The organism is Salegentibacter maritimus (assembly GCF_016236915.1).
Lineage (GTDB): Bacteria > Bacteroidota > Bacteroidia > Flavobacteriales > Flavobacteriaceae > Salegentibacter > Salegentibacter maritimus.
The window spans coordinates 24,992-39,328 of the sequence record NZ_JAEHOK010000004.1; the positions used below are offsets into that span (position 1 = coordinate 24,992).

A 14,337-nucleotide genomic window follows, 5' to 3' on the forward strand; every position below is an offset into this window, starting at 1 on the left:
ACGGCTTACTTTAAAGATCTTCCAAAAATTCTTTTAAAACTAAGGCGTGATTATGCTTTTTATCCTTAGATCCGTATAAAAGTTGAAGCGTTTTTCTTTTATCCAGTTCTTCTAAATCTTTTAAAATGTTTTCTTTATTCTTCTTTAATTCTATCCTATAACTTTTTCTAAACTCATCCCAGGAAACTTTATTTGAATGAAATTTCTTTCGTAAATCATCTCCTGGCGCCCATTCTTTATGCCAATAACCTAAAGATGCATCTTCTTTAGAGATGCCCCGGGGCCAGAGCCTGTCGACTAAAATCCTTATATTTTTCGAATCCTTTTTATCTTCGTATATTCTTGCTATTTCTATATTCATATTCTAAAAATAAAAAGCAGATATATAAAAACCGCCTACATAACTTTATTCGTTTTACTAAAAAAAAAGAACAACGAATAAAATTACTTAGGCGGCTAATTACTGGTGATTAAATCCTTATCTATTCATCAAAACAATTTCAGAGGAATTAAAGTTATCATTCCTATTTAGAAGTTTCCCATAAAATTCTAAATCTCGTTTTTGATCTTTAAATGATTTATCCAACCATTTTACCGCTTTCTTTACCGGAAATTTATAAATTTTAATGTCCGGATACGTGTCTGGAGCTTCAGAAGCCTCAATCCCTATTTCAATTTGCTGTTTCTCTTTGTTATAGTAAACATATTTAGCACAAAAATTATGTTTAATCAGGCTAACAAATTCATCAGAGAGTTGTTTACAAGATTCGCACTCTTCAACATATTGTTTCACCAGTTGCTGAAGGCTCAATCTTATTTCGTTGGTATTCAAGTAAGATGCCATAGGTGTTAATTTTATTGGTTTGTTTTAGGCTAAATTATAGGTATACTTAACGGGCAGAAACTTTTTATGCGAAATTTAACTCCTAGTTGTTAATATATCTAAATTAATTCAATTTTTCGTAACAAAAAAGTACTTAAAAGACTTTTTTGTTACCGAATTACAGACAAAAACACAATTACACTTTTAACTTTTTATTAGTAGAACACCTGAAAATAGTTGGAAAATAAAGGGTTTATGTGGATTTTCTGTAAGGATTTCTCACCTATTTCGGCTATGTACAGATATAAAATACACCTAAAATGGATATAAAATTAAGGGATATCCCCTATTCGATTCTTGAATTGGCCACCGTAGCTAGAGACTCTAATGTTAAAGAAACTTTTGACAGAAGTTTAGACCTTGCACAAAAAGCCGAAGTACTGGGATACAACAGGTTTTGGCTTGCCGAGCATCATAACATGCTAAGTATTGCCAGTGTTGCCACTTCAGTATTAATAGGATATATTGCAGGTGGTACTTCCAAGATTAAAGTAGGCTCAGGTGGGATTATGCTTCCTAATCACTCCCCTTTAATTGTTGCCGAACAATTTGGCACCCTGGGCACACTATATCCCAATAGAATAGATTTAGGACTGGGAAGAGCTCCTGGCACCGATCAAGTTACCGCACAGGAAATCCGCTCAGATAGAATGAAGTCGGTTTTTAAGTTTCCCGAGGAAGTAAAAAAAATCCAAAACTATTTTTCTGCAGAGAATACAAAGGCACAGGTACGGGCCACCGTGGCAGAGGGTGTAAATGTTCCTGTTTATATTTTGGGTTCCAGTACAGATAGTGCCCAACTCGCGGCTGAACAAGGCCTGCCATACGTTTTTGCCAGTCATTTTGCACCTGCCCAACTACACCAGGCGCTTAGTATTTATCACAATAATTTCAAACCATCAAAATTTCTACAAGAACCCTATACTATGGCCGGGGTAAATATAATCGCTGCCGACACAACGGCTAAAGCTGAAAAAATATCGACATCGCTTATTAAAATGATGCTTGGCGTGATGAGCGGAAATATAGATTATATGCAGCCTCCGGAAGAGTTTACCAGTGAGCATAAAGAAATTCTTGCTCACCCAGGTTTTCAACGAATGCTTAAATATGCATTTATTGGGGATGCTAAAACAGTAAAAGAAAAAACCAATGCTTTTATTCAAGAAACAGGCGTAAATGAGATTATTGCAGTTTCCCACATCTATGACCACAATGATAGATTACGATCTTTTGAAATATTTTCAGAGATTATGAAGGGAGAGATTTAGAAGAAAAATGGTTGGTTCGGGATTCGTTAGTTCGTTAAGTTGGATATCGAAAGCTTCATGTCTAGTGCGCTGGATAAAAATCTATAAAAAATGCGTGCTGAAACCGCATACTGCATACTAAATTACTGCTTACCGAAACTGCACACTGCTTACTGAACAAGAAACCCTTCCGGGACCTCTGCGATGCACCACCTTCCCTTAAAAAGAGAAGGAGCTTTTTAAATTTTAGCTACAGAATTTATAAAATTGAATAATGCATATTGAGACTGCATACTAAATTACTGCGTGCTGAAACTGGTAAGAATAAAATTTAGAACTCTTTTCGCAAGTTTATACCCAGGCCGTATAAAGGTTCTGCAAGGTTGCTTACTTCCAGCCCTAGTTGCAGATTTAACTCCACAAAAGATTGCAACAAACGTATATCAAACAAACCAGAATAGACATCTTTATTAGGCACGAAAAAAGCGCCATGCCTTCCTTCATTATGAGAAAAGCTTAACAACAACTTCCAGGGATAACTTACAAAATAATTAGAAAAACTCCCTGAAAGTCCCAGGTGGTGAGCACTAAACTTATTGTTCACAACCCGATCCAAGGCTTTATCATAAGTAAAAAACGGTGCTCCAAGAATTCTATTTTCATACGTAAAACCAGAATGATAGGTTAGAAAATTGTTCAAATAATTATCATTGTTATGGGGAGCACCCGAATTAATACTCTGGTTTCTCGTATAGTAAAATTCATATAATATACCATTAAGCAAGCGACGCTTATCATCAAAATCAAGGAAAAGTCCGTAGCGTCCATCGGGGAAGTTTGAAAATCGGCTTCCGGTTCCATCTTCAAACATATGGTTATAAATAAATTGCAATTGCATTTCAGAAGAAAGCCTTTTTCTTATTTCCAGCTCATAAGAACCTAAATGATTACCCAAAACATTAATTTGATCACCATTAACAGCATTCTCCCCACCTTCTCTTCCCATAACCACTTTAAGATAATCTGAAAATCCATCTGGTTGTTTTCCTGATTCAGGGGAATCGCCGGCCCACTGTGCAAAATGACGAATTCCGGCTTTTATCTCAAAGTCGGGACTTGGGCGATATACCAGTTTAAAGCCTTTGTGGTGTAAAAGAGTATTCCTTACAAACCGATCTTTTCCCATCAAATAATCACTCCAATGCGCTTCAAAGCCAAAAGCCGATTGAGGGCTAAAAAAGATTGTGCGGTTGGTGGCCAAAGATATCCCGGGCATTGGTCTTGCATTTAAAGACCAAAGTATACTTTCGTTGGTGGCACTAAGGCCTTTATAAAGCTCTTTTCTCTGTTTCCTTCCTATTACAGCTTCCAGCCAGGAGTTATTATAAGCTGCATAAACCTCATCTAAAAAGATTTTATCCCTTATTCCATCCTGATATAATATCCCTGCTCCAATCTCCAGAGAATTTCCATTATTGAACTCCCTAAATGTCCTGGTTGAAATCCAGCCCGAAATATTAGTTTCTTCAGAAACCCGGGCACGCTGATTATGGTACATCCAAAATGGAAGACGTTGTAATTCGCCATCATGAAGGTAAGCATTAAGATTTACTGAACCTGAAAAATCCCATTGTGCATAACTGCCCAGGGACATTAAGCTGAGAAAGCCTGCCAAGGCTATTTTTTTTATCATTGATAGATATTAATTGAGTTGTTAATAGCATTCGAGTTAAAGAAGAAAAGATTGTCGCGTCATCAATTTCCCTCTAATCAATCTATTTCTCGTAAAGACGTGATTTCAATTCGAGTGTCCCGATAGAATCGGGATGTATCGAGAAGTGGTTGTCAGTTGGAGGTTGGCGGTTTCAATTCTCGGTTGTGGGTTGATTAGTTGTAGTCGTCTTTTGTTTTCTCCTTCACTCTTCTCCTTCTTTACTATTTTCTCTACAACAAGAGATTGCCGCATTGGTTCTCGCCTTTTCGCAATGACGTTAGGCTAAACAAAACCGTCATTGCGATCCCGGTTTTCATTGGGAGAAACAATCTGTTTTTAAAATTGAAAAGCAATTCAAAAGATTGCCGCTTTATCTTTTAGTCTACGGAAAAAAGATTTTTTCTCTTCACCATAGGCATATCCGTACTTATTTCCGTAACCAAAATTAGCGAGCTCTACATCATTCAGTACAAAACTAACATCGTGCAGCTTGCCTTCATTTTTAGAATCTTCGGCAAATCCTAGCAATTTCTTTTCGGTATAACCCGCTCTTACAACATATAAGGTTAAATCGGCATACTTATTTATCAAAAAAGTATCGGCTACCAACATAGCCGGTGCTGTATCAACAATAATATAATCATATATTTCCTCCAATTCTTTTAATAAATGCCCCATTCGGTCACTTCTAAGCAATTCTGATGGGTTTGGTGGAATATTGCCAGAAGCTATAAGATCTAATTTTTCATTCGCTTTAGATTGTGCTATAATATCCTGAAGCTTCACTTTATCGTTATATAAATAATCACTAACACCTGAATATTGACGGGCATTAGACTCATAACGCTGTAATTGCGGGTTTCTTAGATCGGCCCCAACAATAATTACCTTTTTGCCCATATTTGCAAAAGTAATGGCAAGATTAAAGGCTGTAAAGGTTTTACCTTCACCTTTCACTGTAGAAGTCACAAATAATTTCACCCCCTTATCTTTATAGCCTGCATTTACCAGTAAATACTGGAGATTGGTAACCATAATCCTAAAAGCCTCTGAAAGCACCGACCTATCGTTTACAGCTATTAAATCATTTTCCTTTCTCGAAATCCTGGGAATTTCTCCAACAATTGGTATTGTTTTCGTCGCACTTTCTATATCGGTTCTATCGGTAACTTTATTATTTAATAAATTCTTCAAGTAAATAATGAGAAAGGGGATTAGCAAGCCTAAAATAAGAGCAGCTAATAATATAATCTTTGATTTTGGAGATACCGGTTTATTTCCACTATAGGCATTGTCCACAATTTTTGCTTTAGGAGCCGTAACCGCAAGTGAAAGCGAATTCTCTTCTCGTTTTTCCAGCAAGAATAGATACAATGCTTCTTTAATATTTTGTTGTCTTTCTATACCCCTATACTGTCTCTCCTTTGCAGGAACAGAAGATATTTGCGAACCAATAACCGCCATTTGGCGGTCCAAATCTTCCTGGGCAATCCTAAAGTTGTTGCGCATTCGTTCCAAACTTTGTAAAACATTGGCGCGCATTTGGTTTATTTGCGAATTTAGCCTTAAGACTACTGGATTCTCTTCGGTTGAGCCACTTAAAACCCTATTGCGTTCAAGAACTAAGGTATTATATTCTTTAATGATATCATTTACTCCATCTTCCTGAATCCCCAAGTTTGCCGGCAGAAGATCTGAATTAGTACCCGTTTCCAGATAAGTTATCATGGCATTGGCAAGTTCCAATTGAGTTCCAACCTCCTGTTGTTGCTTTTTATAATCGCTGGCATTTTCAATAAACTGCTCCGATTCGACCTCTATATTTGTAAGCTGATTCGACTCTTTAAATTCCTCTTTACCTACTTCTACTGAATCCAGCTCCTGGTTTATTATAGCTAGCCTTTCATCTATAAACTTAGCGGTATTACTCGCCACCAAATTTTTATCTTCAATTGCCTGCTGATTATACTCTAAAATTAACTGATCTAAAATATCCTGTGCCTTTTCCTTTACCGGATCTACCAAATTCAATTGTAGTAAACTTGAATTCTTATCGGTTAAATTAACCTGAACTGCCCCTCGATACTTTGCAATTACAGACTCCATCGGACTAAAACGAACAGCAATTTTCCCTGCATCCTGTTCCTGGTTTATTCCGGTTTTTTCCACTATAATTGTGGCAAAATCTATTTCTAACGTTACTCCAAACTTCCCTTCTATTTCTTCATCCGTCTCTACATTAATCAAATGAAAATATTCGTCAGATTTCGGGATAATATAATATGTATTCCCTAAACCTTCATTAATAGCATGTACCAGGTCTTTCTCATTCAGCTGGAGCGCTACAACTTTAAAAGGTGTTTTAGTATAAAGTTCTTTAGTCTTTAGACTCTCTTCTTCAAAATAATTAATATTAAGATTCAATGCCTTAATGGTTTGGGTCATTAAAGTCTTAGACTTTAAAATACCAATTTCATTTTCAATACTACTGGCTCCCATGCCACTTAAAAGGCCTAGATCGGTAAAAGCGGCCATTTCAGAAGTTGGACCTTTACCTTTCTCGTCTTTAATAATAATACTGGCAGTAGTACTATATTGAGAAGTAGTAAGTTTAAGGTATGAGACCCCAATTAGCAAACATAGGATTACGCCCATCACAAACCAGGGCCAATAATATAAATATTTTTCAATTTCTTCCCTCAGGTTAATCTGATCTTCCTGAGGTCGATTTTGTAAAGATTGTTGAGACATAATTCTTATCTTGTTAAAAGTACGGCTACTGAAACTAAAACTGAAGCTATAGAAATATACACACCCGCATTCCGGTTATAACTAGCGCTTTGACGTTGTGGGCCGTTGGGCTCTACATACACCACATCGTTTTGCTGTAAATAATAATAAGGTGAATTAATAACATTAGCATCACCTAGATCTAGATAGGCATGGGTAGTGACTCCATTTATTTCCCGCATTACTAAAACATTATCCCTTTTTCCGTAAATGCTTAAGTCGCCTGCCATCCCCAGGGCTTGTGGTAAAGTGAAATAAGCATCCTGAATATCAAAGGTTCCTGGGCGATTGACTTCACCCAACACACTAATTTGAAAATTAACCAGCCTTACATTTACAATAGGGTCCTGAACATATCTTCTAATTTTTTCTTTAAGTTTTGCAGCCAATTCCTGTTGGCTATGGCCTTCGGCAACTATATTACCTAATACAGGAAAATCTATCTTGCCATTATCTTCTACCAGGTAGGTTTGCAATTGTTGCCTTCCAGTAACGCTCATACCCATATCTGAACCTCCTTGAGACACCCCAATTACCGGAAGGTTAAAGGGTAGAGCTGCAGTTTGTTCGGCTGCCGAAACACTTATAGTAAGTAAATCGTTGGGCTTAATCTTTAGGCTATTTTCTTTTTGTTTATCCATTACTGCTTCAGCCTTCTCCAGTCCTTGAAAGTAAACTATTTCCTCTCGCGAAACACAGGAGCTGGTAAGGCTTAGTATGAATAAAACTATAGCAGGAAACTTAAAAAATTTGGGGAATCTTATCATTATTTAAAATTATATTGAAAGTTACTTTTGTTTAAAAACTTAATAAGGTCTTGATTTCTAACTGTGCCTAAGTAAAAAGGCATAATCTCTTTTCTTTATTTTCTACTCTTCCTTTGGTACTTCCGGTTCGGCCTTTTTAATAATTCTTTGTTGCGCCTTCTTTTTTAGACCCGCAAAAACGATAGCAACAATCAAAAAGACACCAAGCATTGCCAGGCTCATTCCAGTACTTTTTAATCCCCGACTTAACTCTAAATAAAAAATAATAACCGAAAGGTTTAGCCCTCCAAGTACAAAACTGGCTTTCTTGTGGCTTAGTCCATTATCCAATAATACGTGATGCATATGGTTACGATCGGCCTCAAAGGGGGTTTTTCCATTTTTTAAACGAATAATAATTACGCGCAGGGTATCAAAAATGGGCAAAAACAAAACAGCACAGGCAAACAGCAGTCTATTCTCTGGAAGAAGACCTCCATCTACTACAGCCTCATAAGGTTGCATTGTTAAGATTTTAAGGCTTAAGAAAGCAATCATAAAGCCTATAATAAGACTACCACCATCTCCCATAAAGATTTTCTTTACGCCAGGCGAAAAATTAAATCTTAGAAAAGCGCCTAAAATACCGGCTATACATAGACTTATCAACACAAAATAGGGATGGCCAGTTGCATAAAAAACCCAGGAGTATGTAAGGGATATTACAATTCCGGCTATCCCGGCCAATCCATCTATACCATCAATAAGGTTATAAGCATTAATTAAAGCAACTACTATTAACAGCTTTAGAGCGTACCCTAGTATTTCCGGAATCTCAAATATTCCTAAAAATCCATGTAAATTTGTTAGCTGTAATTCTGGTGAGAAAATAATGAACCCGGCGGCAAATAGCTGACTAATAAACTTGAGTTTTGCAGAAGAAATTACGAGATCATCTTTTAAACCAGCCATAAAAAGAAAGGTAAGACCAACAAGAAGATGATTCCCTGTAGGCGAAGTTCTTAAGGCCTGCAGTATACTTATAATTAGCACGAGGACAAGGAAGAAGGAAACTCCACCAAAGGGAGGAATAGCCTGGGTGTGGGAACTCCGCTCATTAATTTCCTTCATTAATACTTTTTCGCGACTTACCCATAGTACTTTTGGTATAAAGTACCAGGTTAATACAAAGGCTAATAAAAAGACGCCGATAGCAAAAAATAGATAATACCTCTGAAATAGCTCCAGAAGCACATTTTGTTCTAAAATATTCATAATAAGTAGGTTGGGTTTGATAACTTTGATCTAGTAAGAGACCTGAAATTGTATTATGTCGCAACAATGCTTGGGGTAATTATTAGACGAATACAATTTTACTTGAGAATCTTACATATTTTAAATCTTAATACTGCTGGGATTCATACTCAACAATATTGTTTTTTATAAGGTTTAAGTAAATATTAAAAATCAATTTTCAGGAAGAATACTTGACTCTTCTTTCCTAAAGTATTTAAAATTGAAGTTTTTTTAAATCAAAAAATTAGTAAAGCCGTTCTTTAAAAAATAAGATTGGAAAGTTTAATTATAGCTTATATTATAAAGTAAAAAACAAGTTATCTAAAATATTAAAGTAAATTATTTTTAGAATTCTATCTATTTGCTTTAAAAGCATAATTTTCTTTATCTAACATACCATCATAGATATTAAGGAGATGTTTCCAAATCATTTTGGAATCAAAACTATTATATACCCATTCCTTTCCTTGTGTACCTAATCTATTTCTTAAATTTGGGTTCAGAATCAATTCTTCTAACTTTTTTGCGAATACTTGCGCATTTATTTCTGAGACCAATATTCCAGAAACCTCATTTTTAATACTTTCCCTACAGCCAATAACATCAAAACCAATGACGGGCAACCCCATTGCTGAAGCTTCTATGGCTACATTGCCAAATCCTTCTCTATGACTTGGAAAGGCAAAAATATTTGAGGCTGCATAATAGCCTTCTATATCTTTTTTCCAACCGGCTTCTATTATTCTAGGGTTTTCTTCAATAATCTTTATGACTTCCGGGCTTAGTGGGTCAAAATAATCATACTTTCCTTGAATTAGTAGGTATACATTTGGATGATTTTGGCACAATTCATTAAAAGCATCTACTAACTCATTAATGCCCTTATCTTTTCGTATTCTTCCAGAATATAGAATAAGTAAATCATCTTTCCCTATATTGTATTTTGCCCTAATTTGATTTCCTTTTTCTAAAGTATTTTTATCCCTGGAGAATTTACATAAGTCTACCCCATTACTGGATCCAGATCCTATAGTGAAAATTTTGTCTTCTTCACAAATACCCTTTTTAATAATATCTTTTCTCAATTCGTGTGAGATACAGAATACTTTTTTAGCATTATTGCAAACAAATTTTTCAATAAACTCATAAAACTTCTTTTTAAAACCTGTAGCGCCCTCATAGGCTCTACCTCTTAAAGTATAAATAATATTATTTTGTAAGGAGATTTTAGCTGCTAACGTACCAACTAAAGACGCTTTTGGAGTAGAAACACTTATAATATCAAATCTATTAAAAATAAAAAAATAACTTAGTTGAAGTACACTAAATAGATCATTAAAAATAGAGGGGGGTCGTTTTAAGTGAATCACTTTAGTTTTAACACCATCCTTTTGCAACCAGTTATGTTCTTCTCCGGAAGGAGCTACACCTGTAACTTCATAACCATTTTTCATTAAATATTTAAATTGATCTTTGTAAAGACTATTTAAATTCATAGCAGAACCTATTACTATGCATATTTTATTTTTCCTCATATTCCTAAAACTTAAGCTAGCTTAATTATTTGATTGATTTTTCGAATTCCGCCCTGGAGGAGAACGATGGTTTTGTATCTACATTATCCTTAATGATCCTCGCAGGAACACCGCCTAGTATTTTAAAATCGGGCGTACTTTTGGTAACCGATGCATTCGCAGCAATTAAATTGCCCTTACCAACTTCAACACCACATTTAACTGAAACATGAGAAGCCAACCAGGACCCCTTTCCAATTAAAACAGGGTTTGCTATACTCCCACCAAAACGCACCGAATTATTATCAAAAACATGTTGTGTAGTACTAATAACAACGTAAGGAGCGAAAATAACCTCATCTTCAATTGTTAATCCAGCCATTGCATTTAACCAACAGCCCTTAGCTATATAAACATGATCACCAATTACTAAACCTTGTGGATTATTTATTATAACACCTTTAGCAATTGTAAAGTTCTTACCACATTTCTTCATAAAAAAACTTGCCAAAAAACCTCTAAATCTAATAGTAAGCCTATTATCTGGGAACCAACTTGTTATTAAAAAAACAAACCACAAAGGAAGCACATACCTCAATTGATTTTTTAACTCTCTCATAAAGTATTTCTTAATGATTTTAGTAATTTATTACGCCTGGCTTGAAGTATAGAATTTTCAAAACCTTTTGCAGTATTAATATTTCTTAGACTTATTTTTTCCAGCTTCTCGGCCGAAGAGCCACTTATGATCCCGTTTAATTTATCCGCTATTTGCTTATATGCTCCAACAGAAAACAGATATTCGCTCTCTAATAATTCCGAAATCCCACCTCTATCTGAACCTAAACAAACTAACCCCCTTGCCATAGCTTCTATAAGTGCCCTGGGCATTCCCTCATTAAAAGAAGGGAGAACAAAAAAATGAGCCTTATCCAATAAGTTCACTATATTATTAAAACCGGTAACCTGCCCATGGAAAGACACTTTTGAAGAAAGCTGTAGGTCTTGAACTAACTGTTCACAAGAAGCTCTTGTTGGGCCATCCCCTATAAAATCCAGTTTAGCCTGCGGGTATTGTTCTAAAAGAATCTTAAAAGATTGGATTAAGTCCTTCTGATTTTTTAAGGGTATAAAAGAACCGATATGAATGATTTTAATTGATTTTTCAAAATCAAATATTTTTCGATCCTGTAAAATATATTGGTCATCTAATCGAATGCTTGAAATAGATTCTGTGCTTTTACCCTGCTGTATTGGATATTTTTTCTGTAAATGAGCTATACTTACATAGCTTCCAGATTCTGCACCATATACAATCTCTCTCTTTCTGTTTTTTAGGATGTGTCCAAAAACCTTACTGGGTATTCTTTTTACCACAGAATCTTCAGAAGAAACCATAGCGTCTTCAGGATCACCAATAGATTCAAATATAAAAGGTAATCGCTTTAATCTATTTAAACGAAATATTTCCCAGGCTGCCATTGATGGTAATCTAAAGCAGAAGCAATCTGTATTAAAAATAGATAATGACTTTTTCTTGATATAGCGCTGAACATTTAAAAACCATTTAATACCATGCTCATTTGGTAAAGCAATAAAATTAATTTTAGGGCCACTAGATTTAACTAGTTTACAATCTAGATCATTTATCTCTTGCACTCTACACACCACTTCAACTTCATCGAAAACATCTAAATAGTTCTTAAAAAAATTATAGTCAAAAACATAATCATCATATATCTGGTTTTGATGATTAAAAAACCGATGATCTGTAACAATTGTAATTTTCATAATTTCAAATAAAATTTATCAAACCATTTTTTTGCAGAAAAATGACTGATTGCCCAATCTGCTAATATTAATTTGTTAGGTTTATCTTCCTTAATTTCCAATAATCTATCTACGGCCAGGTCAATATCTAAAGGTGACACAAGACAATGGTGTAACTCTTTTGGCACTGTTTCTTTTATAGGATCGATATCGGAAGCTAAAAAGGGAAGCCCAGCCACCATCGCTTCTATTAAAGCATTAGGTTGACCTTCATTAATTGAGGGGAAATAAAAGCAATCTAAAGTATTTAACACCTTTACCACATCCTTTCTATATCCCAGCAACTTTATTTGCCCCTCTAAACCTTCGGCCTCTACTTTAGCTTTTAATTCCGTATCTACTCCATTACCACAAAGCAGAAATAAAATATTGGAATGTTTCTTACAAAGTGCTATGGCTACCTCAATAATGGTTCTATGATTTTTAGCTTCATTGTAACGCCCCACGTGACCAACAACAAAAGCTTCTTTGTCAATTTTCAGCTCGTTACGTAAGTTTTCATCACTGTCTAAAAACCGGGAGGCATTTATCCCATTGTAGATCACTTCAAATTTAGGGTCGTCTTTCCATATACCATTATGGAAAAAGTTCATAGCGGCTTTAGAATTTGCCAACACAGAAGTAGCTACGATAGGTAACTGCTTATTAATGGCCTTGTTGTAGACCATTTTAATAGGAGTTTCTTTAAATCTATTGTTAGACCCCCTATGGAAAGCAAGCCTATTTTTTATCCCAGCTAATTTTGCTAAATAAAGTGGAATTGCAGCAAAATTACCGGTAAAGTCACATACCGAATCAAATTCGCCCTTCTTTAAGATTTGATATAACTCATAAAATTTTGCAGCATTAAAATAACCGATTTCTATCGGAATAATATTCACACCGAGATTTTCAAAATCCTTTTTCAATATACCTATGTAACCTCCCTTACAGACTACAGTAGCATCAATCTTATTTTCATAAAATGTAAGGAAGCGAAGTAAGTAGTTTTCTAAACCACCTGAATTGAGCCCTGTTACCAGGAAAGCAACTTTTTTCATCGGTACTGCTTTTTTAAGAATAAAATCATATAAAACACTATGATTATAGCAAAACTTGCGGGTTGTAAAACAAATAATAAGACTGCAATCACTATGGACAGTAGTTTGAAAATTGCATTTCTACTTTTTGATTCAAAATGTAAAATGATTATAATAATGAGTGGAGCTATAAGAAAGCCAAAGCTTCCTAAATTAGATATTGCTTCCGCAATTATGTTAGTTGTAAAACCCCAACCATACAAGTGATAGGACCCAAAATCGCCAAAAACAGCATTAGTAAAATAAACAGCATAAGGATATGGTTTTTCTTCCCAATAACTTCTAGGCACAAATTGTAAAACATTAAAAATGTAAGAATCAAATTGGTTGGGCAATATGTTTCTCTCAATAATTAGGTCATTATATATTGAAAACTTAACACTATAATCCCTACTATAATCCATTCGTAATCGCTTGTATGTCTCGCTAAAATCATTGGAGATATTTTTACCATAAAAGGAGTTAAAGCCTATAAAAAAGAAAACAAACAGAACTAAACGTTTTAAAATTCTTTTTCCATTATATAGCTTAGTAATGAAAAACATGATAAATAGTGCAGCGAAGAAAATAGCCACAATACTTCTTTTCCCATGGATCCATATAGCACTAAATGTAAAGAAGTACAAAAGTACACGTAAAGGTAAATTGGAACCTGTAAGCTTTTCTTTCTCCTTTAAGCCCAAAACCGAAATCACTAATGCTGAAAAAAGTACACCTAAAAAACAAAATTTAGTAACCAAAATATGGAGTGGTGGCGCTTCCATATCCGACTTAAAAATAGAGTAGGTTAAATAATAAGAAGGATTACCTGAGATGAAAACCGCTAAAAGCGGGCTAACAATTATCAGCCATATTATTAGTTTATATTTATTGTAAATCCTTATCAAGGAAAATCCAGATAAGAAATAATTGTCTTCTCCAAAACTACGTTTATACCTTGCTAAAAAGGTAAAAACCAAAACAAAAGCCCCTATATAGAAATTGTAAATTACTTGGGTTGAACTATCCTGCAAAGCTTGTTTGATATACCAGTAACTATCAAATTGTAAATTAAATAACCAATCGGTAAACAATGGAATAACATAAAATAAATATATTATTGGTAGTACTATTAAATATCCAGAAAGATGATTTTTTCTTATAAGCTGGAATACTGAAAGTACACTATAGAAAAAAGAAATTCCCAGGAATAATTTGGATAGACTAATTACTAAATCCATATAAATAAAAGGAGC

Annotated in this window: 12 protein-coding genes; 1 reads left to right on the plus strand and 11 read right to left on the minus strand. The window is 34.7% G+C overall.

Annotation, left to right across the window (positions count from 1 at the left end):
* Positions 1–10 precede the first annotated feature (10 nt).
* On the minus strand, positions 11–361 hold the full coding sequence (locus tag I6U49_RS04205; RefSeq protein WP_198627701.1) for a DUF488 domain-containing protein: 351 nt from the start codon (positions 359–361) through the stop codon (positions 11–13).
* A gap of 117 nt (positions 362–478) precedes the next feature.
* Positions 479–844, minus strand: a complete 366-nt coding sequence (locus tag I6U49_RS04210) for a hypothetical protein (protein WP_193711570.1) — start codon at positions 842–844, stop codon at positions 479–481.
* A gap of 305 nt (positions 845–1,149) precedes the next feature.
* Here I6U49_RS04210 and I6U49_RS04215 point away from each other — a divergent pair, with 305 nt between their 5' ends.
* The gene (locus I6U49_RS04215; RefSeq protein ID WP_370591097.1) at positions 1,150–2,154 is read left to right on the plus strand and encodes an LLM class flavin-dependent oxidoreductase; all 1,005 of its coding nucleotides are present in this window, start codon (positions 1,150–1,152) and stop codon (positions 2,152–2,154) included.
* A 310-nt stretch (positions 2,155–2,464) separates the two neighbouring features.
* Here I6U49_RS04215 and I6U49_RS04220 read toward each other — a convergent pair whose 3' ends face one another.
* The 9 genes from I6U49_RS04220 to I6U49_RS04260 all read right to left on the minus strand — a co-directional run bounded on the left by I6U49_RS04220 (position 2,465) and on the right by I6U49_RS04260 (position 14,322).
* The gene (locus I6U49_RS04220) at positions 2,465–3,826 is read right to left on the minus strand and encodes a capsule assembly Wzi family protein (RefSeq protein ID WP_198627702.1); all 1,362 of its coding nucleotides are present in this window, start codon (positions 3,824–3,826) and stop codon (positions 2,465–2,467) included.
* A 375-nt stretch (positions 3,827–4,201) separates the two neighbouring features.
* Positions 4,202–6,598 carry a GumC family protein gene (locus tag I6U49_RS04225; protein ID WP_198627703.1) on the minus strand — a complete coding sequence of 799 codons (2,397 nt, stop codon included), beginning with the start codon at positions 6,596–6,598 and terminating at the stop codon, positions 4,202–4,204.
* Positions 6,599–6,603: 5 nt separating this feature from the next.
* Positions 6,604–7,404, minus strand: a complete 801-nt coding sequence (locus I6U49_RS04230) for a polysaccharide biosynthesis/export family protein (protein WP_198627704.1) — start codon at positions 7,402–7,404, stop codon at positions 6,604–6,606.
* A 102-nt stretch (positions 7,405–7,506) separates the two neighbouring features.
* A complete protein-coding gene (locus tag I6U49_RS04235; RefSeq protein ID WP_193711575.1) occupies positions 7,507–8,658 on the minus strand; it encodes an MraY family glycosyltransferase in 1,152 nt (383 codons plus the stop codon).
* A 374-nt stretch (positions 8,659–9,032) separates the two neighbouring features.
* A complete protein-coding gene (locus tag I6U49_RS04240) occupies positions 9,033–10,214 on the minus strand; it encodes a glycosyltransferase family 4 protein (protein WP_198627705.1) in 1,182 nt (393 codons plus the stop codon).
* 25 nt (positions 10,215–10,239) lie between these two features.
* Positions 10,240–10,812 carry an acyltransferase gene (locus I6U49_RS04245; protein ID WP_198627706.1) on the minus strand — a complete coding sequence of 191 codons (573 nt, stop codon included), beginning with the start codon at positions 10,810–10,812 and terminating at the stop codon, positions 10,240–10,242.
* Positions 10,809–11,984, minus strand: coding sequence for a glycosyltransferase family 4 protein (locus I6U49_RS04250; RefSeq protein WP_198627707.1), 1,176 nt, complete (start codon positions 11,982–11,984; stop codon positions 10,809–10,811). Before I6U49_RS04250 ends, I6U49_RS04245 begins: the two co-directional genes overlap by 4 nt.
* Positions 11,981–13,063, minus strand: coding sequence for a glycosyltransferase (locus I6U49_RS04255; RefSeq protein ID WP_198627708.1), 1,083 nt, complete (start codon positions 13,061–13,063; stop codon positions 11,981–11,983). The genes I6U49_RS04250 and I6U49_RS04255 overlap by 4 nt, the downstream gene beginning before the upstream one ends.
* A complete protein-coding gene (locus tag I6U49_RS04260; protein ID WP_193711580.1) occupies positions 13,060–14,322 on the minus strand; it encodes a hypothetical protein in 1,263 nt (420 codons plus the stop codon). The genes I6U49_RS04255 and I6U49_RS04260 overlap by 4 nt, the downstream gene beginning before the upstream one ends.
* Positions 14,323–14,337 lie beyond the last annotated feature (15 nt).

Coding starts and splice junctions, on each gene's coding strand:
- I6U49_RS04225 (WP_198627703.1), bottom strand. CDS start 6,598: ATGTCTCAACAATCTTTACAAAATCGACCTCAGGAAGATCAGATTAAC.
- I6U49_RS04255 (WP_198627708.1), bottom strand. CDS start 13,063: ATGAAAAAAGTTGCTTTCCTGGTAACAGGGCTCAATTCAGGTGGTTTA.
- I6U49_RS04250 (WP_198627707.1), bottom strand. CDS start 11,984: ATGAAAATTACAATTGTTACAGATCATCGGTTTTTTAATCATCAAAAC.
- I6U49_RS04230 (WP_198627704.1), bottom strand. CDS start 7,404: ATGATAAGATTCCCCAAATTTTTTAAGTTTCCTGCTATAGTTTTATTC.
- I6U49_RS04260 (WP_193711580.1), bottom strand. CDS start 14,322: ATGGATTTAGTAATTAGTCTATCCAAATTATTCCTGGGAATTTCTTTT.
- I6U49_RS04220 (WP_198627702.1), bottom strand. CDS start 3,826: ATGATAAAAAAAATAGCCTTGGCAGGCTTTCTCAGCTTAATGTCCCTG.
- I6U49_RS04205 (WP_198627701.1), bottom strand. CDS start 361: ATGAATATAGAAATAGCAAGAATATACGAAGATAAAAAGGATTCGAAA.
- I6U49_RS04235 (WP_193711575.1), bottom strand. CDS start 8,658: ATGAATATTTTAGAACAAAATGTGCTTCTGGAGCTATTTCAGAGGTAT.
- I6U49_RS04240 (WP_198627705.1), bottom strand. CDS start 10,214: ATGAGGAAAAATAAAATATGCATAGTAATAGGTTCTGCTATGAATTTA.
- I6U49_RS04210 (WP_193711570.1), bottom strand. CDS start 844: ATGGCATCTTACTTGAATACCAACGAAATAAGATTGAGCCTTCAGCAA.
- I6U49_RS04245 (WP_198627706.1), bottom strand. CDS start 10,812: ATGAGAGAGTTAAAAAATCAATTGAGGTATGTGCTTCCTTTGTGGTTT.